Here is a 24,307-nt window from a genome sequence, read left to right as displayed (position 1 = left end):
CATCACGGGGACATGACACCTCAGATACGCGCTCTCTCCGTTCACCTGCTCACCGCTACCGGTGCTGTTTTTGCAATGCTTGCCATGCTCGCCGCTGTGGAGGCCAAATGGAGCTTGATGTTCGTTTGGCTGGTTGTGGCTTTTGCGGTGGATGGCATTGATGGTCCCCTGGCCCGCCATTACCAGGTTGGCCGCTATGCGCCGCAGTTTGACGGGGTACTGCTGGATCTGATCATCGATTATCTGACCTATGTGTTCATTCCGGCCTTTGCCCTGTTCCAATCGGGGTTGATGGCCGGCTGGACCGGCTGGTTTGCCATTATTGTCATCACCTTTGCCAGTGCGATGTATTTTGCAGACACAAGGATGAAGACCAAGGACAATTCTTTTTCCGGCTTTCCCGGCTGCTGGAACATGCTGGTTCTGGTGATCTTTGCCCTGGAACCCAGCCATTGGACCATATTGGTGCTGGTGACGGTGCTGTCGCTTGCCATGTTTCTGCCGTTGAAGTTCATCCACCCCGTGCGCACCGAGCGCTGGCGCAAGGTCTCGCTGCCAATGGCGCTGGCCTGGACCTTTTTTGCCGGCTGGGCTGCCTGGGTAGATTTCCATCCCGAAAGCTGGGCCCATTGGGGGTTGGTTGTGACCTCGATCTATCTGGTCTTTGTGGGCGTTGCGCAACAAATCATCCCACAGCGGAGCTAACACCCCGCAGTCATGAGGGGCCAGCCCCTCTGTGCGCTGATTTCATCAACGCCCATTCACCCCGGAATATTTTTGGATAGGTGAAAGCAGGGGCTGGTTGGCCAATGGCCTGGCCCAATTGCCGACCTGCCGCGGGACCAGAGGCCCGCCTCAACGCTAAATCTAGATCAACAGGCTGGCCGCGCCTTCGTGTTTGAGCAGGGTGATCTTGGTCTCAATCCCGATGCCGCCGGAAAACCCGCCCAGACCATTTGCCCCCAGGATCCGGTGACAGGGAATGATCACCGGGATCGGATTGGTACCACAGGCATTGCCCACCGGTTGCGGCGGCCTGCCCAGATCCCGTGCCAGATCGCCATAGGTGCGGGTTTCGCCCAAAGGAATCGCCAGCATTGCGTCGCAGACCGCGCGCTGGAAATCCGAGCCCGAGACCTGCAGCGGCAGATCAAAGACCTGGAGCTCCCCGGCGAAATAGGCCTGGAGCTGGTCACAGGCGCGCGCCAGCAGGGCGCTTTTGTCCTGCGCCGGATCTTGTTCCGGGGAGGGCCAGGCCAGGCGGGTGATGGCGCCGTCAGTTTCTGTCACCCGCAGCGTTCCGACAAATGTATCAATCTGGGCAGAGGGCATCAGACACTCCAGAATAAAGAGAGGATTTTCAGTATTAAAGCACCAAAACCTCGAGGTGAGACAGGGGAATCTACATCTTTGGTATAGGTCGCTATCCCATTTGCCCAAAAGACTGACCCTAGGGGGCCGTGAATTTTGCTAAAATTGGGCTAAAACAAGTACAGAAGGAAAGAGTGGGTAAGACAATGATCTCTGCAATTGGTTCGAATTTTGGCATCAGCAACATCACTTCCTCTTTGAAGGCAGGCGTTCCTGCAATGGATGCAAGCCTTAATGAAGGTAAAACCGAAGGCATGTATCGCGCCGTTCAGCGCAACACGGCGCTGGAAGCGGCAGAGATGAGCGTTGCGGCCAAGGTTGGCGACAGCGAGCCGGTAGGTCCGGCCCTCGAAGCGGCAAGAGATCAGGCCTTGGGCCGCGGAAGCTATGGCGAAGGATCTCTGGCGGTACAGTTTCTGGTGATGGCTTCAGCCCATGCCCCCGGTCCCAAACCCGTCAGCAGCCTACTTGCAGAAGATAGCTACCGCGCCGCGCGCAGCATTGTTGTGCCCCCCGTCGCTGGCGCCAATCTGTAATTTTCTGTCTCCCCGCACAATGAAAGCACAAATAAACCCTGCCGCGCCATGCGCAGCAGGGTTTTCTTTGGCGTTATCGCAGAGGGATTCTTCTTACTCGGTCAGGGCTGCCTCGCAGCGGCCGCAAACTCCGGTATGAGCGAATTTGCCTACATCCGGCAGGATCTTCCAACAGCGCTGACATTTCTCGCCTTCGGCCTTTTCAAAGACCACTGAGATGCCGTCGACTTCGGGCATGCGGAAGGCTTCGGCCGGGGCCGGGTCATTGGTGAGGGAGATGTCGGAAGTGATGCAGATATCAGAAAAATTCACCGATTTCAGCAGTTCCAGAACCTCTGCATCGCGCACATGCACCACCGGATGCGCCTCGAGCGAGGCGCCGATCACCTTATCCACACGCTGCACTTCCAGGGCGGCTGTCACCACACGGCGGGCTTGGCGGATTTGCGCCCATTTGCCCGAGAGGGGCTCGTTCAGCCAATCCGCAGGGGTATTGGGGATATCGGTCAGGTGCACCGAGCTGTCGTCACCAGGGAAACGCTCTAGCCAGACCTCTTCCATGGTGAAGACCAGAATGGGCGCCAGCCAAGTGGTGAGGCGATGGAACAGGATGTCCAACACAGTGCGCGCGGCCCGGGCATTCAGCGTGTCGCCATCGCAGTAGAGCGCGTCTTTACGGACATCAAAGTAGAAGGCCGACAGATCAACGGTGGCAAAGGTGAAAAGCGCCTGCCAGACACCGTTGAAATCAAAGCTCTGATAGCCATTGCGGACCTGATGATCCAGCTCTGCCAGACGATGCAGCACCCATTGCTCCAGCTCGGGCATATCGGCGGGTTCAACCCGCTGATCCTCGGTGAAGTCATGCAGCGAACCCAGCATATAGCGCATGGTGTTGCGCAAACGGCGATAGCTGTCGGCGGTGCCTTTCAGGATCTCAGGGCCGATGCGCTGATCCGAAGTGTAATCGGTCTGCGCCACCCAGAGCCGCAGGATATCGGCGCCATACTGTTTGACGATTTCCTCGGGCACGATGGTATTGCCCAAGGATTTCGACATCTTATTGCCCTTGCCATCTAGGGTAAACCCATGGGTGACAACGTTTTTATAAGGCGCCCGCCCCTTGGTGCCACAGGCCTGCAACAGCGAAGAATGGAACCAGCCGCGGTGTTGGTCGGTGCCTTCCATATAGACATCGGCAATGCCATCGGGGCTGCCATCTTCGCGGTCACGCAGCACAAAGGCATGGGTCGAGCCGGAGTCAAACCAGACGTCCAAAACGTCAAAGACCTGCTCCCAGTCATCCGCAGAGTAGTCATCGCCCAGGAAACGCTCTTTGGCGCCATCCGCGTACCAGGCATCTGCGCCCTCGGCCTCAAAGGCCGCGACGATGCGGGCATTCACTGCTTCGTCCCGCAGAATGAAACCCGCATCTGTGGGCAGCAGACCCTTTTTGACAAAGCAAGTCAGCGGTACGCCCCAGGCGCGCTGGCGTGACAGCACCCAGTCCGGGCGGGCTTCGATCATCGAATAGAGCCGGTTACGACCCTTTTGCGGGGTCCATTTCACCAGCTCATCAATTGAGCGCAGGGCGCGTTCGCGGATGGTTGTGCCCATCTCGTCCTGACCGTCGCCAACTTCGCGGTCCACAGAAGCAAACCACTGCGGCGTGTTGCGATAGATGATCGGCGCCTTGGAGCGCCAGGAGTGCGGGTAGCTGTGCTTGATCTTGCCACGGGCCAGCAGACCGCCGACCTCGACCAGCTTGTCGATGACCGTCTTGTTGGCATCGCCTTCACCGCCCTTGCGGTTGAGGATGTATTTGCCACCAAAGAAAGGCAGATCAGCGCGGAAACCGCCATCATCCATCACATTGTAGGTGATGACATCTTCCAGCATGCCAAGGTCACGATAGAGCTCGAATTCCTCCATACCGTGGCTTGGCGCGCAGTGCACGAAACCGGTGCCTTCCTCATCAGTCACAAAAGGTGCTGCTCGGAAATCACGGGGCTGATCCCATTCGCCGTTGGAGCCTTCGGCCCCGGCCAGCGGGTGGCTCAGCTGCAGGGTTGCCAGCTCATCCGCAGGCACGGCGCGGACACGGGTGTATTGCCCCTCTTCCAGGCGAGCGCGCGACATCACATCACCGGCCAGTTTGTCGGCCAGCAGGAAGCGATCGCCCTTGGCCGCCCAGCATTCTTCTGGCGCGTCGGTGACCTCATATAGGCCGTAGTCATAGTCGGCACCGTAGACCACGGCCTTGTTGGACGGGATGGTCCAGGGGGTGGTGGTCCAGATCACAACGCTGGCCCCGTTCAGATCATCACCTGCACCGAAAACCGCAAACTTCACCCAGATGGTAAAGCTGTCTTTGTCTTTGTATTCCACCTCGGCCTCGGCCAGGGCGGTTTTCTCAACCGGCGACCACATAACGGGTTTGGAGCCCTGATAGAGCGTGCCGTTCATTAGGAACTTCTGGAACTCAGCCGCGATCACCGCCTCGGCATGGAAATCCATGGTCAGATAGGGGTCAGCCCAATTGCCGGTGATGCCAAGACGCTTGAATTCTTCGCGCTGGATATCCACCCATTTGTCAGCAAAGGCGCGGCATTCCTGGCGGAACTCAACCACATCCACTGCATCCTTGTTCTTGCCCTTCTTGCGGTACTGCTCTTCGATCTTCCACTCAATCGGCAGACCGTGGCAATCCCAGCCCGGTACATAGCGGCTGTCAAAACCCATCATCTGATGCGAGCGCACGATCATGTCCTTGATGGTCTTGTTCAGCGCGTGACCGATGTGCAGATGGCCATTGGCATAGGGAGGGCCGTCATGCAGCACAAAAGGGGTGCGCCCCTCTTTTTCGCGCAGGCGGTCATAGACACCGATCTTTTCCCAGCGCTCCAGCCAGGAGGGTTCGCGCTTGGGCAGGCCCGCGCGCATGGGGAAATCGGTCTTGGGCAGGTTCAGCGAGTCTTTGTATTCAGGTGTGTCGGCGCACATGGGTGGCGTCCTTTGGATGAGCTGTTCGGAAAATCGGGTGTTCGGTGCGGCGCGATGGCTCAAGCGCCTTTGCCCGGCGTCTCATGGTGTCAGAGCGCCGGGGATATAATTCGAATAATGATGGCCTCGATATAGGACATGGGGGCGTTATAGGCCGACTAGGGGCCGGGGTAAAGCGGGCTTGTGGCTGCGCGCAGTGTCGCAGCCTGCTCGCCTGTTGACCGGTCCCCACGCCGGGCCGCATCTCAGCTCGAAGCACCATTTTGAGGCTGCCCCGGAGCCTGCAAACGCCGTCCCGCAGGGCAGATCGCCATGGCCCGGCCGGAACGGTGCAGCCAAAGCGTGCGGCGGTGTTAACACAAGCCTAATTCGTTTCGCGCGCGAAACCTTCTATGCATCATATGGCCCCTTCAGACACGGGCACTATGAGTGCCCAGATCACAGCTGAAACAGGCTGCCCACCCCATAGGCCAAGGCCGCCGCCGCACCGCCGATTGCCAAGGTCTCCGCCCCAGAGCGCCACCAGGGGGTCAGCGACCAATGGCTTTTGAAGGCGCCAATGGCAAAAAAGACTGCCAGCGTCAGCCAGACCGAGAGGGAGAAGGCCGCCTCAAGTCCCAGCAAGAAGGGCAAGAGCGGCACCAGCCCCGCCAATAAAAAGGCCGCAAAGGTGGCAATCGCGGCGCGCATCGGCTCTGGATCCACCGGGCTGGCGCCATATTCGCCCTCCATCATCAGATTGATCCAGGCCTCCCTGTCGGCGCAGATGGCATCGGTGGCGGCCTCCAGCACAGGGCCTGACAGCCCCTTGAGCCGCAGGATCTCTCGGGCCTCTCTGCGCTCGCCTTCGGGGAAGGTTTGAATATGGCGCTCCTCGACCCGGCGCAGGCGTTTTAGGTTGTCGAGCTCTGCCTTGGTGCCAGAGTAATTCCCTGCCGCCATGGAAAACCCATCCGCCAGCACATTGGCCAACCCCAGGGCGACAATGACAAAGGGGGACAACCCGGCCCCCGCCACCCCGGCAACAATGGCGAAGGTGGTGACCGAGCCGTCAATGGCCCCGTAGATCACATCGCGCAGCACCCCGCGTCCCGGCGGGGCTCCTATACGATCGCTGACTTCTTGCGGGCTGTGACCGTGGTCGATCATGGCGGGCTCTTTTTGCTGTGAACCCCTAATCTAGCCCAGTGAACTCTCTTTGCCTTGCGACAGATCAACGCCACCTCTACCCATCGCCGCGCCCATCCCCTATGTGGGGACGGCGGCATGGGTGGGTATCTGTGCCCTCCCTCCAGCGCGAGACAAGACATGAGCCAAGCCCCAGAAACCACCGACTATCCGATGAAACGCTTTGACATCACCGGGGCGGAGATCGACAGGATTGTGACCCTGTTTTACATCCGTGTCCGAGCCCATGCGGAATTGGGGCCCATCTTTGCGCGCTATGTGGCGGATGGAGACTGGCCCGAGCATGAGGCAAAGATCGCCCGCTTCTGGCGCAATGCGATCCTGCGCGAGAAGAGCTATAGCGGCAATCCCATGCGGGTGCATGTCTCGCGCCCAGAAATCCAGGCGGAACATTTCCCGCAGTGGCTTGGGCTGTTTCACCAGGTCCTGCAGGCCGAACTGCCCGAGCTAACCGCCCGCCAATGGGGCGTTTTGGCAGATCGCATCGGCGAAGGCTTTCGCACCGGTATCGTCGCCATGCGCCAACCCAAGGACGCCCCACCCAAGCTGTTCTAGGCCAGAGGTGGTCTCTGAGAGTTGCTGTGAATGAGACAACTTACCACCGCAGGCAAACCCAGACTGAAAAAAGTTGATAAAAGACATCAATTTTTCGGATTGCCGCAGATTTCAGGATCAAAAAGTTCACAAATGTAAAACTATCTCCTGAAAAATGTGACTGGGTTACGCGTCCCCCCGGTCACGGCCCTGTGCATAACAGCGCGCCACCTGGGGAAAAACCGTCTCGCCCTGTGGAAAACTACTTTATTGTAGGAGGTTACGGGCATCGCCACCCCCTGGGCTCCACTTAACCAGTTCCGCCCCTGGTGATGCAGGCACAGGCCAGGCATCTGCCCCAGTCTTGTAGAAAAAGCATCACCGATACTCACAGGCCTCCCAGGCCTCCCAGGCTATTTTTGTGCCAAAGAAAATGCTGCAACGGACTGATAGACATCAATTTCTGGCCTTACCCACAGATCCACCCCCAGACTTACACAGGGGCTTACCCACAGCCCGCGCGTCGCAACGGCATTCAGACCTGGCAGGCACCAAACCCGTTGCCCGTTGCAGCCTGCTCCATCAGGTGGCAAATCCCGCCTGTCCCCAAGGAGAAAACCTTAGGGGCTCAAGATCTCCGCTGGAAAGAGTCACCTGATTGGCGCCCTCAGGGCTTTGGCTCGGCAGCGGTCTGCTCGCGGCGAAACAGCCCAGCCAGAGCTCCCCTGATCACCCGGCGGGTCGCAGGGCGATGGGCGGGCGAGAAAGGCATCGGGCGGCAGACCTCCATGGCGGCGATGCCGACGCGGGCCGACAGGGCGCCGTTCACCACGCCTTCGCCAAAGCGGCGCGACAGTTTGGACAGAACCGAGCCTCCAAGAACGGAGTCCAGCAGATCATCACCGGCCGCCACTGCGCCGGTGGCGGTCAAATGCGCCAGAACCGCGCGGGTGAGCCGCCAGGAACTGAACAGGCCCGAGTGCCCGCCATAGATCTGTGCCACCTGCCGGATCATCCGAACCGAGGTGAGCAGCGCCACAGCAACATCGGCCAGCGCCAGAGGCACCAAGGCGGTGACGGTCGCAACCTGACGAGCGGCGGCCTCGACCTCTTGCAAAGCGCGGGCATCCAGCGGCAGCAGCAGCTCTTCTTCGGCCAGCATCAGCAAAGCATCCGCGTCCAGGACCTCGCCCCGCCGCTCCGAGAGCCGCGCCAATTGCCAGGCCATATCCGGGCGGGCGGCATAGAAAGCCTCCAGCCGGGCGATATGTGTCTGGGCCGCAGCCAGATCCGCACTGGCCTGAATAGCCCCCTGTCGCAGCCCATCCACCCGCTTCATCCGGGCCAGGGCGGCCAGTTCGCGCAGCACCATCACCAGTGCCAACACAAGGGCAAGCGCCAACCCGGCGCTGACCGCCCAGCCCAGCACCGGCACCCGCGCCACCAATCCAACCGCATAGTCCCAGGCCGCCAGCGAGACAACCGTTCCCAGAAGCGCCAGAACCAGCCCCCAGAACCAACGCCCCAGCTTGGAGGTCGGTCGGGCCGCCAGGCGCGCGGCCTGTTCCATCGCTGCCGGAGCGGCCCTCTCGGACAGGCTTGGCAACGGGTCAGGCACTGGTGGCGCCGCCGACACATCCGGTCCCTGGGCGCTGTCGCCGTCCTCCAGATCGAACACTACCGGTTTCTGGCTCATCCCTGTTCCTCCTGTGCAGGGTGCTGACCGGCACCCTTCCCCTGCGGCGACCAGGCCAGCCGAACATCCGGCAGCCCCTCTTCGTTATCGGCGCCGTCAGAGCGCTGTGTCTCATAAAACCCCTCGCGCTGGTAAAAACGCCGCGCGCCGCGATTGGCAACAAAGGCCTGCAACCATAGCTGCGGCTGCGCCGCCTGTGCCTGCTGCAACAAGGCCTTGCCAACCCCCTGGCCGCAGCGGCCAGGTGCCAGATAGAGGCTGCAGATTTCGGCCCCGTCCCGCGCGATAAAGCCCACCACCTGCCCCTCCTGCTCCGCCACCGTGACCCAGCCCCGTGAGATCATCACGCCACAAAAGGATATTGTCTCGGCCTCGGAATACAGCTTGGGCATCCAGGGGGTGTCCTGGGCAAAGCGGTATAGTATCCAGCCCGTAGCCCCTGCATCCAAGGCCCCGGCGGGGCGCAGAGTGATTCCCGGCTCAGGCAGCGCAGGCCGCGACGCGCTCACAGGGCATCTCCGATCAGAAACTCCGCCGCCCGGTCCAGCCGGATATGCGGCGGGCCATCCCCGGGCTTCAGGCTCAGCGCCGCCGGGGCAAATTGCATCGCCCTGTACTCCCCTTCGAGCCAGCGCGTTGCCCCCTGCCGGGCGGGGGCGAGCAATTGCGCCGGATCCTCGGGCAGGGCGCCGGGGTAAAAGGCTGCCTGCCGTCCTGTTTCCAGCAACCGCCCACGCACGCAGGGCAGCTCGCTGCCGTTGTGGGGTCGCATCTCTTCGGTGGTGGCGCGCAGAGAGGCCAGCGCCAGGGCAGCGGTTTCCGCTCCGGCAAACTGCGCCCGATCGCGCGCATCGCGGGTCAGGGCTTCGATGACCGCGGTCATCTGCGGGTGTTGCAAATGGTGCAGATGATCGGCCTTGGTGGCGGCAAAGAGGATTTTCTCCACCCGCTTGCCGCGCAGAAGCGAGGTCAGGAACCCATTGCGGCCGGGACGAAAGGCCGCGAGCGCATCGCCCATGGCCAGGCGCAGATCCTCCACCGCCTGCGGACCGGAGTGAATGGCGCTGAGCGCATCCACCAGCACCACCTGGCGGTCGATCCGGGTAAAGTGATCGCGAAAGAAAGGTTGGACCACTTTGGACTTGTAAGCCTCATAGCGGCGCTCCATCTCGCGCCACAGGCTGCGGCGCGGCGCGGCAGACGCGGGCGGCAGCGGGCCAAAGGTCAGCACCGGGGAGCCCTCTAGGTCGCCAGGCAACAAGAAGCGCCCCGGCGAGCAATCGTAAAACCCGGCCTGACGTGCCGCGTTCAGATAGGCGGTGAACTCTGCCGCCAGGCGCTGCGCCTGAGGCTCATCATGGGGCTCATTGGCCGCCACCGTGGTCAGCACCTGCAGGAATTTCGCAGCCACATCCCGGGCCGGTAACCGTTCCAGAACCTCGGCGGACCATTCCGCGTAGGATTTGTCCAGGAGTGCCAGATCCAGCAGCCATTCCCCCGGATAATCCACGATATCCAGATGCAGCCGCCGCGGGGCTTGGAAGCCCGACAACAGACCCGAGGGGCGCAGGGTCAGGCTGAGCCGCAGTTCGGATACGACGCGGGTGCTGGCCGGCCAATGGGGCTGCGGACCGGTAAGAGAGGCCAGATGGTCCTCATAGGCAAAACGGGGCACGGTATCGTCGGGCTGAGGTTGCAGATAGGCGCTGTCGATACGCCCGGCGCGCGCGGCCTCCAGCTGTAGCATCCGCCCCCGGTTCAACAGGTTGGCCACCAGCGAAGTGATAAAGACCGTCTTGCCCGCCCGCGCCAAGCCGGTGACGCCTAGCCTGAGTGTTGTGTCAAAAACCCGCGATGACAGGCCCGTGCCAAGCGTATCAAGCCCGCGCACCGCGCCCTCGGTCAATGTCGATAATACCACCCGGCTCACCCGCTGTTGTTCGTCTGGTCCCAAGATAGGCAGAGCCACAGAGGGTTTCCAGAGCAGCCCACCACTTGCCTCGCTCCTGTTGCCGGGTTACTTGCCCCTCCATGGCTCGTTTTGCTCTCAAAGTTGAATATCACGGAAAGCCCTTTGCCGGATGGCAGCGGCAGAAGGATCAGCCCTCGGTGCAGGGGGCGATCGAAGAGGCCCTGGCACGTTTGGAGCCCAGGCCCCATACCATTGCCGCGGCCGGCCGCACGGATACCGGCGTGCATGGGCTGGGTCAGGTCGCCCATTGCGATCTACAAAAGCCCTGGACGCCCTTTCGCCTGTCGGAAGCGCTGAATTTTCACCTCAAGCCCGCCCCGGTGGCCATTGTGGACTGCGCCGAGGTGGAGCCGGACTGGCACGCGCGGTTTTCCGCCATCGAGCGGCAGTATCTGTTCCGCATTCTGGTGCGCCGCGCGCCTGCAACCCATGACGCAGGGCAGGTCTGGCAGATCAACAATGATCTGGATGTCGAGGCCATGCAGGAAGCGGCCAACCACCTGCTGGGAAATCATGATTTCACCACTTTCCGCTCGTCGATCTGTCAGGCGCAAAGCCCGCAGAAAACGCTGGATGAGCTGCGGGTGGAGCGGGTGCAGGGCCTATCCGGCCCTGAAGTACATTTCCATGTGCGCGCGCGCAGCTTTCTGCACAATCAGGTGCGCAGCTTTGTCGGCACGCTGGAGCGTGTTGGCGCCGGCGCCTGGGACCCGGTTGATGTAAAAACGGCGCTCGAGGCAAAGGACCGCTCCGCCTGTGGCCCGGTCTGCCCTGGCCATGGGCTCTATCTGGCGCGGGTCGGCTATCCGGAGGATCCGTTTCTGCCAGGAGCGGTTTGAGACAGGCCTCGTTTAGATCCCCCCCGCCGCTGAATTCAACGCTGTTCAGAGGTCCAAAGACAGGCCTGAATGCAGGTGCACCCGCTCGCCAAGCCAGCCTGTCGCAGCCAGGCCAGCGCAGGCATCCGCGACCGCAGAAAGGGTCAGGCACCGAACGTCAGGCACCGGGTGTCCAGCACCGGGTGTCCAGCACCGAGGTCTTGAGCACAAGCCGATCCGCTGAGGGCTCGGCTTGTGCTCCCATTGCCTATTGCTCGACGTTGTTTGGCAGCCAGGAGCGCACCTTGTAGCCTGCGCTGGAGGTGCAGGCGCATGCAGAGGCTTCGCCCTCCACATAGGTGATCCAATTATTGGTTTCCCAACTGACGGTGTTAAAGGCCGCTTCGCATTTTGCCTTGGCATCGTCATTGTCCCAGATCGGTCCGGCTTCGAGACCCGCGGCCACGCCATTCACATTCAGAACGTTAAAATTCTTACCATCCGTGGCGGCATTGGTGCCCGCACAGATCGACATTTCGCCCTCGATCACAGTCACCCATTCGCCGTTCCAGCTGATGTTGCAGGCCGCCGCGCAGGACTTGGGCGCCTGGGCATTGGAAAAGATTGGCCCGGCCTGCATGCCAAACAGTTTGTCCCCCTGGGTGTCGAGCTTGCCATTTGCCGTCCAGGGTTCACCTACATCAGGAGCCTGCTGCGCCATTGCCCCTGCCCCAAACAGGCTGGCCGCCATTGCGCAGAGAATTACTTGTGTAAAAGACTTCATCTCTCTCTCCCTTCGAAAATGTTCAGGCGTCGCGCGCGGGAACAGCCCCTGCGACACTGCCAGAACACACCCAAAGGTTGTCAGCCATGTTTAGAATCGTAAAGAAAAAAGGGGGCCTAGCACCACTTCTTGCGACAGGTTTACTCTACCTATGAGTGTCGCAATCCTCCTGTGGGTACGCGCTCATCCTCGGCCCTGTCGGAAATCTGCCTTATGCAGACGCGCTCTTGGCAAAAAGGGGGGCTCAGCCCCTGGAACTGTGAGCCCTTTAAAAGGGAGGTGTCGCATGCCCCAGGGGTCATGCCCGCCGCGGCGCATCTGCAAAGCCAGGGTGCAATTAAGTCTTTGGTGGGTGCAGCACCAGGGTTTGCAAGGCGGTTGCCACTGGCCCCGCCTCGTCCTGCAACACGGATTGCGACATGCCGATCCCTGTCTCGTGCCAATGCGAGATCGACTCCGAGGCCAGCCAGTCTCCGCGCGGTTCCCGGTGCACATTCAGGGTCAGATCGGTGTTCATAAAGCCCATTTCACTGGGGCGGGCGTTCCAGGAGATGCCATTGCCACAATCGGCCAGCGCACAAAGCGACTGCACCGGGGATTGTTCTTCGCCCTCCAGCAGCTGGGGTGTCCGCATCCACAGCGTCTTTGGTCCGGGTTCAAGCCCAAAACCGGGCGGGTAGGCCACATCCAGGAACTGGCCAAAATAGGGTTTGTCATGCAGGCCTGCGCCAATGGAAAACGGTCCTGGTTCGGCCTCGGCCCGGTTCAAGCGGGTCACAGGCGCAGAGGGCACCTGACCTAAGTCCTTGCGCATCAGATGCATTGAAGTGCCCTGTACACAGAGCCCATCGTTCAGATCATGCACGGTAATCCGGGTGGTGGCGAGCGTCCGGGTGTGGCGCGTGGTTTCCGCCGCAACACGGATGCCCGCCAGGGGCACGGGGCGCAGGATATCAAGCGTGAGCCGGCACAGCATCTTGTCCGGGCCGACTTCCACTTCGGCGGCGCGGGCGCAAAGCCCGGCAACCGGACCCGCGTGACAATGGTCTGGCGACCAGGGTCCGCGCGCCGGATCATTGCCAACAAAGGCCCCGTCCTCTCTTTGCGTAAAGAAAGCCGGGGCAGACAGGGCCTTTGATGCCATTTGGTCAGACCTTTTCCTGGGTGTGCTTTTTCAGCTCGGTCCGGGCCACCTGACGGCGATGCACCGCGTCAGGACCATCCGCCAGACGCAGGGTGCGCACATGGGTCCAGGCGATCGCCAGCGGAGTATCCTGGCTGACGCCCTGCCCACCGAACATCTGCACCGCCTCGTCAATAACCTTGAGCGCAACGCGCGGCGCCACCACTTTGATCTGGCTGATCCAGGGGGCGGCGGCACGGCCGTCGCCCTGATCCATGTACCAGGCGGCCTTGAGACAGAGCAGCCGCGCCATTTCGATCTCCATCCGGCATTCGGCAATGATATCGTAATTTGCCCCCAGATGCGCCAGCTTCTTGCCAAAGGCCTCCCGCTGGAGCGCGCGTTTGCACATCTGATCCAGGGCGCTTTCGGCCTGACCAATGGCGCGCATGCAGTGGTGGATGCGTCCGGGCCCCAGGCGGCCTTGCGCGATTTCAAAACCGCGGCCTTCGCCCAGCAGGATGTTTTCCGCCGGCACCCGCACATTTGTAAAACGGATATGCATATGGCCATGGGGGGCGTCATCGTGGCCATAGACCTCCATCGGGCGCAGGACCTCGATGCCCGGCGTGTCCGCAGGCACCACGATCATCGACTGACGCTGGTGCTTGGGCTGCTCCTCGCCGCCGGTTTTCACCATGACGATATAGACCTTGCAGCGCGGATCCCCCGCCCCCGAGGCCCACCATTTTTCGCCGTTCAGCACATAGTCGTCGCCATCACGCACACAGGCCATCGACACATTGGTGGCATCGGACGAGGCCACATCGGGCTCAGTCATCAGATAGGCGGAGCGGATCTTGCCTTCGAGCAGCGGCGCCAGCCACTCCACTTTCATCTGTTCCGAGCCGTAGCGCTCAAACACTTCCATATTGCCAGTGTCCGGTGCGGCACAGTTGAACACCTCGGCCCCCAGCGGGGTCTTGCCCATTTCTTCGGCAAAATAGGCGTATTCCACGGTCGACAGGCCAAAGCCCTTGTCGCTGTCAGTGAGCCAGAAGTTCCACAGCCCCTCGGCCTTGGCCTTGGCTTTCAACCCTTCGAGGATCTCGGCCTGACGCTCGGTATACTGCCAGCGATCCTGCTTGCCGATCTCGGCCTGGTACTCGGCCTCCAGCGGCATGATCTCATCGCGCACCATAGCGGCAACCCGCTCCAGCAGCTTGCGGTTCTCGGCCCGCATGCCAAAATTCATATCCATCCTACATTCTCCTCCAGTGCGCTTTCCCTTTTGCAAAAACCATGGCTTAGTCGCGCCAGAACTGTCCAGCGCAATGACGGGACGTCACGGGCTGACAGAGGAAAAAGCACGAAAGGGAACTGCCATGGCATTGCTTGTCAACATAGGACATGACGGATGGTACACAGACACCGACCTGGCGGCGGAGCTGCGCGCCTTGGAACCCGGAGCAGATATTCGTACCCTGGACGCACCTGGCGATATGGCCGAAATCACCATGCTGGCGGTCTCCGGGCTTGACCCCGAATTGCCTGCCAGCCTGCCCAATTTGGCTTTGGTGCAAAAACTGGGGGCCGGCGTCGAAACCATCGTCGCCCATCCGGCCCTTGCGCCCCATGTGCAGGTGGCCCGGCTCAAGCCGCTCGAGCCCGCCCGCGAGATTGCCCAATTCTGCCTCACCTATGTGCTGATGGGGCAGCGCAACGTTGCCGCCCATGCGGACAGCCAGTCCCGCGCCGCCTGGGAACCCCTGGAGCCCCGGCAGAACCACAAGACCCGCGTCGGGGTATTGGGCCTGGGCCATATCGGCGGCGAGACCGCCAAGCTGATGCGCGACCTCGGGTTTGACGTCCATGGCTGGAGCCGCTCGGCCAAGGAATTGCAGGGGGTCACCTGTCATCATGGGGCCAAGGCGCTTGAACCGATGCTGGGCAGCTGCGACTATATCTGCGCCATCTTGCCCTCCACCGAAGAGACCCGTGGGCTGATCAATGCGCAGACACTGGCCGCGATGAAGCCCGGCGCCACATTTATCAATGCTGGACGTGGTGACCTGGTGGAGGAGGCTGCTTTGATTGCCGATCTGGATCGTGGCCATCTGGGCCAGGCGATACTGGATGTGCTCTGCACCGAACCCCTGCCCGCTTCCGATCCGCTTTGGGCGCATCCAAAAGTTACCATCACGCCGCATGTTTCGGGCTGGCACCTGGGCGAGGCTCTGGCAGATGTGATGGAAAACTACCGCCGTTTGGGCGCCAAGGAGGATCTGCTGCATGCAGTGGATCGCGCACGCGGCTACTAAAGCCCCAAGGACCAGCACCTGCCAACAAATCAAAACACGAAAGATCCCCATGGACGTCTTCCAACCCCTAGATCCATCAACCCTCACCCCGACCACCGACCGCACAGCCCCAGAAAAACTGATATCGGGGGATCCCGTTTTCACCACTTGGGATTTTGAAGAGCGCGAGGCAGAGGGGCTTTTATGCCGGGATTTGGCAATCCACCCCAGGCGCCTGGCGCGTCAGCTATGAGGAATGGGAATACTGCCGCATCCGCAGGGGACATTCCGTGCTGCGCAGCGCAGACGGCAGCGAACGGGTCTTGAAAGAAGGCGACAGCTTTCTGATCCGCCCCGGCTTTGAAGGCATCTGGGAGGTGATCGAGACCACCGTCAAAGACTATGTGATCAAGCTCTGATCGCCGCGCATTGCTGCCTTTGCGCCAGGTGGCCATTGGCAGAGCGCCAAGCGACCTCCCCCCGTGGCAACCTGGCGCAATGAATATTTATTGGAAAGATGAAAGGGCAAGGGGCTCCCCCCATCATCTTTCCCCAAATATTCAATTGCACATCCGCTGGCCGCAGAACTCATGGCCTGCTTGGGTCAGAACAACAGCGATTTTGCCGCAGCCCAGGCAGGGCCGATGCGAAGCCAGCTGGTCACTCCGATATGGGTTGGCTGCCCCTGCTTCCAGGTCGCTGCCACCGAGAGCTCCGACCAGTCACTGGTCAGCGGGTTGCCATTGAACAGGGTGAAATCCGCGCGTTTCCCCACCTCAATCGAGCCGATCAGATCATCCTGTCCCAGCTGCTGTGCCGCCAATCGCGTCATCGCCAACAGGGCCTCGTAGCGGGTGAGCGCCTGATCCGGCGCGGTGACGGTCTGCCCCGAAACCGAGCGGCGTTCCACCGCCGTACGCAGGGTTCGCAACGCCTCAATCGGCGAGGCGGGATGATCCCCGTGCAGCGTTGTGACCACCCCGGCCCGCAGGGCCTCTGCAACCGGCATATAGCGATCGGCACGGGCTCCGACGATATCCGGCAGCGCATCGCCGTAGTAGTGGATATGATCCACAAAGAAGCCCAGGCTCACCCCCAGCGCCCCGGCCCGTACAATCTGTTCCGGGGTGATCAGCGCGTTATGCTCCAACCGATGCGGCAGACCCGGATTGGGCCCTGCGGCCTCAAAGGCGTCGAGGATCTGATCAATGGCGCGCTCTCCCTGGCCATGCACCGCAATCTGATGACCCGCCGCTTGCAGCTCTGCCACCTTGGCATTAAAATCCGCTGGCGCATGGTTCACCGGCCCCAGATGCCCATGGGGGAGATGCATCCGCTTTGAGGTAAGATCGCTTTGCTCATAGGCCTCGGCAAAGGCTGCACCCCCGGTAAAGGGCGAGCCATCCATCCAAAACTTGGACCCCAGCACCCGGAAATCATCGCTGCCGCCCAGATCCCTGCCCTGATGGGGCAGCAGATAGAGATAGGCCCGCAGCGGCGATCCCGTGGCGCCGATATGGCGCAGGAGCCCCACCGGATCGGGATGTTTCCCCACTGCCCCGGTGATGCCAATCGCAGTATAGCCTGCCTTTGCGTAAGCCGTATAGGCCCGGCGCACCAGGAGCTCGATCACCGCCGGATTGGCGGCAGGCATGGCGCCCAGAATGCTGTTCACCGCCTCCAGCTCGCGAAAGGCGCCGGTCGCCTGCCCTGCCGCATCGCGGATGATGCCATGGGCTTCCCCCTCCGCAGGAGCGGCCAGAGAAATGCCCGCGGCCCGCATCGCTGCGCTATTGGCAAAGACCTCATGCAGCATCTGGGTGATCACCACCAGCGGCCGCTCGGGCGCGATCTCGTCCAGCTCGGCCAGGGTGGGAGCGGCAAGATCCGCAATGGCCACCGGGTCCCAGCCATAGGCCACCAGCCAGGGGGTCAGCGCGGTCTTATCCGCTGCGGTGCGCAGGCTCTGCATCACCTCAGCGCGGCTGGTGTGGGAGAAACCGCTGACATCCACCACTGCCCCCAGCAGCGCCGTGGCGATGGGGTGGGTATGGGGTTCGATCAGCCCTGGTGTCAGCACTCTGCCGCCCAGATCGTAGAGGGGCGCACCGATCTCTTGCAGCGCCGCCAGCGACCCCATGGCCGTGATCACCCCCTCTTCGAGCAACAGCGCCTCGGGGCTCGGCTCCGCAGGATCTCCTCCCATGGGAAGGATCTGCCCGCCGGTGAGGATCAGCCGCCCCGGAACCTGTTCAGATCGCAGCGCATACCAGCTCCCCCCCGCCGCGAGGGCAAGCAACAACAAAAACCCTATGATTTCCCGACCAAGCCATCTCATCGCGCCACTCCCCCTTGGATCCCGCCGAAAGGATCAAAGCCCAGGTCATTGAGAACAAGGCTGACGTTGCGAAAGGGGCACGCCTTTAAGGCAACAGAGAGGTCTGGAGTGCAATCCAGGCAAGATTCGGAGCCAAGCCGAAATCTCCGGGCCAGCACTCATGCCCGAAAGAGGAGCAATCTTGCGAGGGAGTTGAGCGGTCTGACCCCATCGACGCAGCTGTCATATCGGCTAGCGATACGCCGCGAGTCAGTGAGACTAGAAAAAACTTTCCACGTCGAGCCAAGCTTTATCGGCCTCGTGGCAGCCCATTCATGATGAAGTAGATGAGGCGGATCAGGACGCTACGGTCGTCAGCACGATCTACGCCAGGGAGCTTTGGCAAAGAACGGCATGATCCGTTCAACCTGTTCACCTGTAAGCCAATTCAGGCCTGACATGAGCAATTCTTGTTGCTACTGTAAAGCCTGGGGAGACGTTCAAATGCTGGGCCATGAAGGCTCTGTTATCTGGAAGATAAATGGTTTGGAACGAAGTCGCTTTGGCTGGCCGAATACGGCTCCCAAAGCCGGCGATACCTTCGTGGGTTTGCATTGAGACAGTGGAAACATCATATCATGGCTTCGGGAAGTGACCCAGCCTTGGCCCGCGTTTTTTAGGTCCTGAGCTAGCGGTCTTGATAGCGCAGCGCCGCGCTGCCTTCGGCGCGATTTCCCAGGGTTTCCGAGCCGGGGATCACATCGGTATTCTGCGCGGTTACAACCTGCCAGCCCGAGCTGGATTGCTGCGCGACAAAGACCATGACCGTGGTGCGCTCTCCCAAGAGCTCCCCCACTGGATCGCGCTGCCCCGTGAGATGCCAACGGCAATGCACTACCGCATAGTCTTTCCCCAAAAGGCGGACTTTGATGCCTCCGGCACGCAGGCTGCTTTGGTCAAAGATCACCTGAAGCCCATAGGCATGGGCACGCTGGATATCTGCACGCTTGTGCCACCACAGCCCAACCACATTGACAAAATCCGCATCCTCAACAAAGAGCGCAGCCAGAGCAGCAGCGTCGCGGGCGTTCCATGCGGCAGCAAAAAGCTCGGGGATCTCTTCTGGTGTTTGCGGCAGGGTCATGGGCGCAGTATGCCAAGCCCGCGCCCCTGCCTCAACCTGTCAATGGCAGTACCAGAAACCAGAACGGGCCCCACAGGGCCCGTCCAATTTAACAAAGCTGCACCCTAGGCCTACTCCGCGGCCTCAGCGTAGTCTTCTAGCGGTGGGCAGGTGCAGATGAGGTTGCGGTCACCATAGGCATTGTCGACGCGGTTGACCGGCGGCCAGTATTTGTCGACGCGGAAGGCACCGGGGGGAAAGCAGCCCTGCTCGCGGCTGTAGGGACGATCCCAATCCTTCACCAGATCCTCCATCGTGTGGGGCGCATGTTTCAGCGGGTTGTTCTGTGGATCAATCGCCCCCTCCTCGATGGCCTGCACCTCGGCGCGGATCGACAGCATGGCATCGACAAAACGATCCAGCTCGGCCTTGGTCTCGGATTCTGTAGGCTCCACCATCAGCGTCCCCGCAACCGGCCAGCTCATGGTGGGGGCGTGAAAGCCACTATCGATCAGCCGTTTCGCCACGTCATCGACAGTTACACCCGCGCTTTCATCAAAGGGACGGGTGTCCAGGATACACTCATGCGCCACCCGGCCTGTTGGCCCCTTGTACAAGACGCCATAGGCGCCCTCCAACCGTTTGGCGATATAGTTGGCATTGAGAATTGCCACCTTGGTCGCCTGGGTCAGACCCTCGCCGCCCATCATCAGGCAATAGGCCCAGGAAATGGTCAGGATCGAGGCCGAGCCATAGGGCGCTGCCGAGACAGGCCCTTGGGCACCACCCAATTCAGGGTGGCCCGGCAGATGCGCCGCCAGATGTGCCTTAACGCCAATCGGCCCCATGCCGGGGCCACCGCCGCCATGGGGAATGGCAAATGTCTTGTGCAGGTTCAGGTGGCTCACATCGCCGCCCAGATCCCCGGGACGGCTGAGCCCCACCATGGCGTTCATATTGGCGCCATCAATATAGACCTGGCCGCCGTGATCATGGGTGATCTGGCAGACCTCGTGCACGGTTTCCTCAAACACCCCATGGGTGGAGGGGTATGTGATCATGCAGCCCGCCAGGTTTTCGCTGTGTTTTTCCGCCTTGGCGCGGAAATCATCCAGATCGATATCGCCATTCTGGGCGGATTTCACCACCACAACCTTCCAGCCCACCATCTGAGCCGAGGCCGGGTTGGTGCCATGGGCTGACATCGGGATCAGACAGATATTGCGATGCCCCTCCCCTTTCGCCCGGTGATAGGCGGCAATGGTCAACAGACCCGCATATTCGCCCTGCGCGCCGGAATTTGGTTGCATCGAGATCGCATCATAGCCAGTGATCTGGCACAGTTTCGCCGACAAATCCGTCAGCATCTCGGCGTAACCTGCCTGCTGCGCTGCCGGGGCAAAGGGGTGGATATGCGCAAACTCAGGCCAGCTCAGCGGCATCATCTCAGCCGCGGCGTTCAGCTTCATGGTGCAGGAGCCCAGCGGGATCATCGCCCGGTCAAGGGCCAGATCACGGTCCGCCAGACGGCGCATATAGCGCATCATCTCAGTCTCCGCCCGATTCATGTGGAAAATCGGATGGCTCAGGTAGTCGGAGCTGCGGTGCATATCCTGTGGCACGCGATACTCTGGCACCAGCGCATCATCCGCGCGGGTAATGCCAAAGGCGCGCCAGACGGCCTCGGTGGTGTCGCGGCGGGTGGTTTCATCCAGGGTAATGCCAACGCGGGTCTCGCCAACGCGGCGCAGGTTGATGCCCTCGTCCAGGGCCGACTTCATCACCGCCGCCTGCAAAGGCCCCACATCCACGGTGATGGTGTCAAAAAAGCTCTTGGGATCGACCTTGAAGCCCGCCTCTTCCAGCCCACGGGCCAGACGCACAGTTTTGCGGTGGATCCGCTGCGCGATGGCCTTCAGCCCCTTGGGACCGTGGAACACCGCATACATGGAGGCCATCACCGCCAGCAGTGCCTGCGCGGTACAGACATTCGAGGTGGCCTTTTCGCGGCGGATGTGTTGCTCGCGGGTTTGCAGCGACAGCCGGTAGGCCTTGTTGCCCTGGGCATCAATCGACACGCCGACAATGCGCCCCGGCATTGCTCGTTTATAGGCATCGCGCGTGGCCATATAGGCCGCATGGGGACCGCCCGCCCCCATGGGCACGCCAAAACGCTGGGTCGAGCCCACGGCAATATCGACGCCCATGGCGCCCGGCTCTTTCAGCAGGGTCAGCGCCAGGGGGTCTGCGGCCACCACGCCAATCGCCTTGGCGGCATGCAGGGCCTCCATCTGCGGGGTGAAGTCGCGCACATGACCATAGGTGCCAGGGTATTGGAACAGGGCGCCAAAGACTTGATCCGCCTGCAGCTTGTCCGGGTTGCCGACGATCACCTCGATATCCAGTGGCGCGGCCCTTGTCTGTACCACGGCGATGGTCTGCGGGTGGCAGTCACGGTCAACAAAAAACGCCTTTGCCTTGGATTTGGCCAGCCGCTGCGCCATGGTCATCGCCTCAGCCGCAGCAGTGCCCTCATCCAGCAGAGAGGCATTGGCGATCTCAAGCCCGGTGAGGTCGGAAATCATTGTCTGAAAGTTCAAAAGCGCCTCAAGCCGACCTTGAGATATCTCTGGCTGGTAAGGCGTATAGGCGGTGTACCAGGCGGGGTTTTCCAGAATATTGCGCTGGATCGCCGGGGGCGTCACGGTACCATGGTAGCCCTGACCGATGAGCGAGGTCATCAGCTGATTCTTATCCGCCACTTCGCGCATGTGAAACAGCAGTTCGCGCTCCGACAAGGGCCGTCCAAATTCCAACCCAGCAGCCTGACGGATAGAGGCAGGCACGGTGTCGTCGATCAGCGCATCCAAGCTCTCGACGCCGATAACGGCCAGCATCTCCTGCATCTCCTCGGGAGAGGGGCCGATATGGCGGCGATTGGCAAAATCGTAGGGCAAATAGTCGGTCGGGGTGAAAGGCATCACAGGGGTCCTGTTGATCTGGAGAGGTTGCAGGCACAGCGCAGGGCGCAGGCTTTTATTCGGGCAAACCCGGTGTCAGTTGCGGCTGACCTGAACGCTGCGCTGGAAAAAGAAATCCCGCCGAACCAGGGGCGCGGCGGGGGCGGGTTTAACCGATGAAGTCCTTATAGGCGGCTTCTTCCATATAGTCGTCCATGGGTGACATGTCTTCGACCTTGAGCTTGAAGAACCAGGCATCGCCCTGTGGGTCTTCATTCACCTTGCCGGGGGTCTCGGTCAGGGCGGCGTTGACCTCGACCACTTCGCCGTCCAGCGGCGACAGGATGTCAGAGGCGGCCTTGACCGATTCAATCACCACGATCTCATCATCCTTGGCAAATTCGTCGCCGACCTCGGGCAGCTCGATAAAGACCACATCGCCCAGCTGCTCGGCGGCATGGGCCGTGATCCCCACGGTCACAATATCGCCGTCCACGTCCAGCCATTCGTGTTCTTCGGTAAATTTCATCTGTCTTATCCCCTATTGCTTGCCCCGGTGCGCCTGCCCGGTGGTTTGATCTGGCCTTCCGGTCCCTTGCCAATCCCTGGGCAGAGTGCCGAAAACTGGGGCCGGCTTGATCAGTGGGATCTGGTCAAGTCACTCCGGCATCTTCGCGCCCCGCCCCAAAGAGGACGGCCGCCCGGTCTGATGCCCCCTCTGTCCAGGTGCCTGAGATCGTTATCCCTTCGGCGGCCTATGGGTTTCACAGGCTCTCTCCAGAGTCTTTAGCGCGCATAAGGTCCCTGCTGCCTGAGAGTTTCCGGGGCGGTTGCTCCTTCGGCACCGGACTTGCGCAGATAAGCAAACGCTCAAAAACGCAGCACCGGTTCTCCCCAATACGCAGGTCCACAAGTACCAGCGCCATAACAGGCGTTCAAGGCGCAAATGCGCACCGATTTGTCGCTTTTACTCATAACAATCTTGAACCAGATAAAAGCGGATCAGAACAGGTTGAAATACTCCGCCTGCTCCCACTCGCTGACGGTATTGAGGTAGCGATTCCATTCAAAGCGCTTGAGCTGGGTTAAGTAGCTGACAAACTCCGCACCCAGGCTGCTGGCAAAAAGTTCTGAGGAGGAAAACCCCTCCAAGGCCTGCCCCAGCGAGCGTGGCAGACGCTCCGCTCCTGCACCGTAGGGCGAGGTGGTCGGGGCCGGAGCCTGAAGCCCCGCCGCCATCCCGGCCGAGCCTGCAAGGATTTGCGCCGCAATGGCATAATAGGGGTTGGCCGAACTGTCTGGCGCGCGGTTTTCAATACGCGAAGCGGCATCATTGGGCTGCATCAAGGCCCGCAGCATGGCGCCGCGATTGTCCTGCCCCCATTGAATGCGGTCCGGCGCCAGTTGATAGGGCAGATAGCGTTTGTAGCTGTTCACCGTCGGTGCAATCATCAGCGAGCATTCCGCCGCGTGATTTAGCAGTCCGGCAATCCAGCCCGAGGCCTGCGCACTGAGACTGCCATCAGCTGCGGGTTCAAAGAGGTTGCGCCCAGAGCTGCGCTCTACCAGTGACTGATGCAGGTGCCAGCCATTGGCCATGGCGTTTTCCAGCCGCGGCTTCGCCATAAAGCTGGCGTGCAACCCTGCGCGGGCGCAGACCTCTTTGACCATGGTGCGGAACATCACCATGGCATCGGCCTGCTCCAGCGCAGGCAGCGGCGCAAAGGTGAATTCGAATTGGCTTGGTCCCATCTCGATCTCGACCGAGCGCAGCTGCAGGCCCAATCCTTGCGCATTGCGGCGGATGTCATCCAGCACCGCCTCGCAGTCGCTATAGCGGCTTTCGGTCAGAAACTGATGGCCCTGTGTCAGGTTACGGGTTGCCACCGGCGCGCCGGGCATACTGCCCTGCCAATGGTCCAGCGCCGGGTCCAGCCGTTCAAAGATCTGGAATTCCACCTCAAGGCCAAACACCGCCTCCAGGCCCTGCGCATCCAGACTGCCGATGGCATGGCGCAGAACCTGGGTTGAGGAAAAGCTGATGGCGCTGCCATCGTTTTGCACCGGATCGCAGAGGATCCAGGCGGAATGCGACGACCAAGGCAGCACCCGAAATGTTTCGGGGCGCGGCACCAGCAGCACATCCCCAGCGCCCCGCATCGGCACAAAGCCCTCCACGTCACCGCCCTGTTCGCCCTCCCAGACGCCAAAGGCGGTGCGATGCGAGGTATCTTTCAACAACAATGTCGAGGGCATGTTGAGCCCGGTGCGAAACAATCCGGCAAAGGCATCTGCCACCAGGGTTTTGCCCCGCAGGATGCCGTGCTGATCGACAAAGAGCACACGCAGGGTTTCAATCCCGGCCGCCTTGGCAGCGTCCAGAACCGCCTGCGCCTGTTGCAACGCCTGTGACTCAAGCAGCCCCCTGCGGGCCAGTCGCCCTGTTGCCAGATCATAAGTCATTGCGTCGTCATGTCCTTTGCGGCTAGTGGTTCACCTTGGGGGCATCCTGCCGCTGTGCGCGTTGAAGGTCACTAGCAATAGCGCCCTGCACCGGGCAGCGCGGTAATTCTGCCGTAAGG

Annotated in this window: 19 protein-coding genes, 1 pseudogene and 1 riboswitch; of the genes and pseudogenes, 6 read left to right on the top strand and 14 right to left on the bottom strand. The window is 61.2% G+C overall.

What is annotated here, in order from left to right; all coding sequences use genetic code 11:
• Window positions 1–12: 12 nt before the first annotated feature.
• On the top strand, window positions 13–705 hold the full coding sequence (locus AN476_RS06970; RefSeq protein WP_054460270.1) for a phosphatidylcholine/phosphatidylserine synthase: 693 nt from the start codon (window positions 13–15) through the stop codon (window positions 703–705).
• 162 nt (window positions 706–867) lie between these two features.
• Here the strand turns inward: AN476_RS06970 and AN476_RS06965 are convergent, their stop codons facing one another.
• Window positions 868–1,332: a methylated-DNA--[protein]-cysteine S-methyltransferase gene (locus AN476_RS06965; protein WP_054460269.1), complete on the bottom strand. Its 465-nt coding sequence runs from the start codon at window positions 1,330–1,332 to the stop codon at window positions 868–870.
• A gap of 173 nt (window positions 1,333–1,505) precedes the next feature.
• Here AN476_RS06965 and AN476_RS06960 point away from each other — a divergent pair, with 173 nt between their 5' ends.
• Window positions 1,506–1,907: a hypothetical protein gene (locus AN476_RS06960; protein WP_157063695.1), complete on the top strand. Its 402-nt coding sequence runs from the start codon at window positions 1,506–1,508 to the stop codon at window positions 1,905–1,907.
• Between the two features lie 93 nt (window positions 1,908–2,000).
• On the opposite strand, the gene ileS is transcribed toward AN476_RS06960, so the two are convergent.
• Both ileS and AN476_RS06950 read right to left on the bottom strand, forming a co-directional pair.
• Complete coding sequence (gene ileS, locus AN476_RS06955; RefSeq protein WP_054460267.1) at window positions 2,001–4,910, bottom strand: isoleucine--tRNA ligase; 2,910 nt, start codon at window positions 4,908–4,910, stop codon at window positions 2,001–2,003.
• 438 nt (window positions 4,911–5,348) lie between these two features.
• Window positions 5,349–6,059, bottom strand: coding sequence for a VIT1/CCC1 transporter family protein (locus AN476_RS06950; RefSeq protein WP_054460266.1), 711 nt, complete (start codon window positions 6,057–6,059; stop codon window positions 5,349–5,351).
• 159 nt (window positions 6,060–6,218) lie between these two features.
• On the opposite strand from AN476_RS06950, the gene AN476_RS06945 reads away from it, so the two are divergent.
• On the top strand, window positions 6,219–6,653 hold the full coding sequence (locus AN476_RS06945; protein WP_054460265.1) for a group III truncated hemoglobin: 435 nt from the start codon (window positions 6,219–6,221) through the stop codon (window positions 6,651–6,653).
• 646 nt (window positions 6,654–7,299) lie between these two features.
• On the opposite strand, the gene AN476_RS06940 is transcribed toward AN476_RS06945, so the two are convergent.
• From AN476_RS06940 to AN476_RS06930, 3 genes are read right to left on the bottom strand one after another with little or no spacing between them, the layout of a single operon-like run.
• Entirely contained in the window at window positions 7,300–8,328 is a 1,029-nt protein-coding gene (locus tag AN476_RS06940) for a YcjF family protein (RefSeq protein WP_054460264.1), read from the bottom strand.
• Window positions 8,325–8,837 carry a GNAT family N-acetyltransferase gene (locus AN476_RS06935; protein WP_253279846.1) on the bottom strand — a complete coding sequence of 171 codons (513 nt, stop codon included), beginning with the start codon at window positions 8,835–8,837 and terminating at the stop codon, window positions 8,325–8,327. Before AN476_RS06935 ends, AN476_RS06940 begins: the two co-directional genes overlap by 4 nt.
• Window positions 8,834–10,249 carry a YcjX family protein gene (locus tag AN476_RS06930; protein ID WP_054460388.1) on the bottom strand — a complete coding sequence of 472 codons (1,416 nt, stop codon included), beginning with the start codon at window positions 10,247–10,249 and terminating at the stop codon, window positions 8,834–8,836. The genes AN476_RS06935 and AN476_RS06930 overlap by 4 nt, the downstream gene beginning before the upstream one ends.
• A 110-nt stretch (window positions 10,250–10,359) precedes the next feature.
• On the opposite strand from AN476_RS06930, the gene truA reads away from it, so the two are divergent.
• The gene (gene truA, locus AN476_RS06925; protein WP_054460263.1) at window positions 10,360–11,139 is read left to right on the top strand and encodes a tRNA pseudouridine(38-40) synthase TruA; all 780 of its coding nucleotides are present in this window, start codon (window positions 10,360–10,362) and stop codon (window positions 11,137–11,139) included.
• A gap of 247 nt (window positions 11,140–11,386) precedes the next feature.
• On the opposite strand, the gene AN476_RS06920 is transcribed toward truA, so the two are convergent.
• The 3 genes from AN476_RS06920 to AN476_RS06910 all read right to left on the bottom strand — a co-directional run bounded on the left by AN476_RS06920 (window position 11,387) and on the right by AN476_RS06910 (window position 14,286).
• Window positions 11,387–11,902: a hypothetical protein gene (locus AN476_RS06920; RefSeq protein ID WP_157063694.1), complete on the bottom strand. Its 516-nt coding sequence runs from the start codon at window positions 11,900–11,902 to the stop codon at window positions 11,387–11,389.
• A 337-nt stretch (window positions 11,903–12,239) separates the two neighbouring features.
• Window positions 12,240–13,046 (bottom strand): thioesterase family protein, encoded by an 807-nt coding sequence (locus tag AN476_RS06915; protein WP_054460261.1) that lies wholly within the window; start codon window positions 13,044–13,046, stop codon window positions 12,240–12,242.
• A 4-nt stretch (window positions 13,047–13,050) separates the two neighbouring features.
• Window positions 13,051–14,286, bottom strand: coding sequence for an acyl-CoA dehydrogenase family protein (locus AN476_RS06910; protein ID WP_054460260.1), 1,236 nt, complete (start codon window positions 14,284–14,286; stop codon window positions 13,051–13,053).
• Window positions 14,287–14,410: 124 nt separating this feature from the next.
• Here AN476_RS06910 and AN476_RS06905 point away from each other — a divergent pair, with 124 nt between their 5' ends.
• Together AN476_RS06905 and AN476_RS06900 are read left to right on the top strand one after the other, a co-directional pair.
• Entirely contained in the window at window positions 14,411–15,346 is a 936-nt protein-coding gene (locus AN476_RS06905; protein ID WP_054460259.1) for a glyoxylate/hydroxypyruvate reductase A, read from the top strand.
• A 49-nt stretch (window positions 15,347–15,395) separates the two neighbouring features.
• Window positions 15,396–15,744: pseudogene (locus tag AN476_RS06900) on the top strand (cupin domain-containing protein).
• Window positions 15,745–15,929: 185 nt separating this feature from the next.
• Here the strand turns inward: AN476_RS06900 and AN476_RS06895 are convergent.
• From AN476_RS06895 to AN476_RS06875, 5 genes are all read right to left on the bottom strand, one after another.
• Window positions 15,930–17,663, bottom strand: a complete 1,734-nt coding sequence (locus AN476_RS06895) for an amidohydrolase (RefSeq protein WP_054460258.1) — start codon at window positions 17,661–17,663, stop codon at window positions 15,930–15,932.
• 667 nt (window positions 17,664–18,330) lie between these two features.
• Window positions 18,331–18,786, bottom strand: coding sequence for an SgcJ/EcaC family oxidoreductase (locus tag AN476_RS06890; RefSeq protein WP_054460257.1), 456 nt, complete (start codon window positions 18,784–18,786; stop codon window positions 18,331–18,333).
• Between the two features lie 110 nt (window positions 18,787–18,896).
• The gene (gene gcvP, locus AN476_RS06885) at window positions 18,897–21,746 is read right to left on the bottom strand and encodes an aminomethyl-transferring glycine dehydrogenase (protein WP_054460256.1); all 2,850 of its coding nucleotides are present in this window, start codon (window positions 21,744–21,746) and stop codon (window positions 18,897–18,899) included.
• A 148-nt stretch (window positions 21,747–21,894) separates the two neighbouring features.
• Window positions 21,895–22,254, bottom strand: a complete 360-nt coding sequence (gene gcvH / locus AN476_RS06880) for a glycine cleavage system protein GcvH (RefSeq protein WP_054460255.1) — start codon at window positions 22,252–22,254, stop codon at window positions 21,895–21,897.
• Window positions 22,255–22,433: 179 nt separating this feature from the next.
• Window positions 22,434–22,516: riboswitch (glycine riboswitch) on the bottom strand.
• A 211-nt stretch (window positions 22,517–22,727) separates the two neighbouring features.
• A complete protein-coding gene (locus AN476_RS06875; RefSeq protein WP_054460254.1) occupies window positions 22,728–24,188 on the bottom strand; it encodes a glutamine synthetase family protein in 1,461 nt (486 codons plus the stop codon).
• Between the last annotated feature and the right edge of the window lie 119 nt (window positions 24,189–24,307).

The sequence above is a fragment of the Phaeobacter sp. 11ANDIMAR09 genome (genome assembly GCF_001294455.1).
GTDB lineage: Bacteria > Pseudomonadota > Alphaproteobacteria > Rhodobacterales > Rhodobacteraceae > Pseudophaeobacter.
The sequence above is the reverse complement of the archived record's forward strand: the minus strand, read 5'-3'. Positions and strand labels throughout refer to the sequence as shown.

What these genes read in the sequence shown, in the direction of transcription:
- gcvH (WP_054460255.1), bottom strand. Translation starts at nt 22,254, where the DNA reads ATGAAATTTACCGAAGAACACGAATGGCTGGACGTGGACGGCGATATT.
- AN476_RS06905 (WP_054460259.1), top strand. Translation starts at nt 14,411, where the DNA reads ATGGCATTGCTTGTCAACATAGGACATGACGGATGGTACACAGACACC.
- AN476_RS06950 (WP_054460266.1), bottom strand. Translation starts at nt 6,059, where the DNA reads ATGATCGACCACGGTCACAGCCCGCAAGAAGTCAGCGATCGTATAGGA.
- AN476_RS06915 (WP_054460261.1), bottom strand. Translation starts at nt 13,046, where the DNA reads ATGGCATCAAAGGCCCTGTCTGCCCCGGCTTTCTTTACGCAAAGAGAG.
- AN476_RS06910 (WP_054460260.1), bottom strand. Translation starts at nt 14,286, where the DNA reads ATGGATATGAATTTTGGCATGCGGGCCGAGAACCGCAAGCTGCTGGAG.
- AN476_RS06875 (WP_054460254.1), bottom strand. Translation starts at nt 24,188, where the DNA reads ATGACTTATGATCTGGCAACAGGGCGACTGGCCCGCAGGGGGCTGCTT.
- AN476_RS06890 (WP_054460257.1), bottom strand. Translation starts at nt 18,786, where the DNA reads ATGACCCTGCCGCAAACACCAGAAGAGATCCCCGAGCTTTTTGCTGCC.
- AN476_RS06965 (WP_054460269.1), bottom strand. Translation starts at nt 1,332, where the DNA reads ATGCCCTCTGCCCAGATTGATACATTTGTCGGAACGCTGCGGGTGACA.
- gcvP (WP_054460256.1), bottom strand. Translation starts at nt 21,746, where the DNA reads ATGCCTTTCACCCCGACCGACTATTTGCCCTACGATTTTGCCAATCGC.
- AN476_RS06970 (WP_054460270.1), top strand. Translation starts at nt 13, where the DNA reads ATGACACCTCAGATACGCGCTCTCTCCGTTCACCTGCTCACCGCTACC.
- AN476_RS06940 (WP_054460264.1), bottom strand. Translation starts at nt 8,328, where the DNA reads ATGAGCCAGAAACCGGTAGTGTTCGATCTGGAGGACGGCGACAGCGCC.
- ileS (WP_054460267.1), bottom strand. Translation starts at nt 4,910, where the DNA reads ATGTGCGCCGACACACCTGAATACAAAGACTCGCTGAACCTGCCCAAG.
- AN476_RS06945 (WP_054460265.1), top strand. Translation starts at nt 6,219, where the DNA reads ATGAGCCAAGCCCCAGAAACCACCGACTATCCGATGAAACGCTTTGAC.
- truA (WP_054460263.1), top strand. Translation starts at nt 10,360, where the DNA reads ATGGCTCGTTTTGCTCTCAAAGTTGAATATCACGGAAAGCCCTTTGCC.
- AN476_RS06920 (WP_157063694.1), bottom strand. Translation starts at nt 11,902, where the DNA reads ATGAAGTCTTTTACACAAGTAATTCTCTGCGCAATGGCGGCCAGCCTG.
- AN476_RS06895 (WP_054460258.1), bottom strand. Translation starts at nt 17,663, where the DNA reads ATGAGATGGCTTGGTCGGGAAATCATAGGGTTTTTGTTGTTGCTTGCC.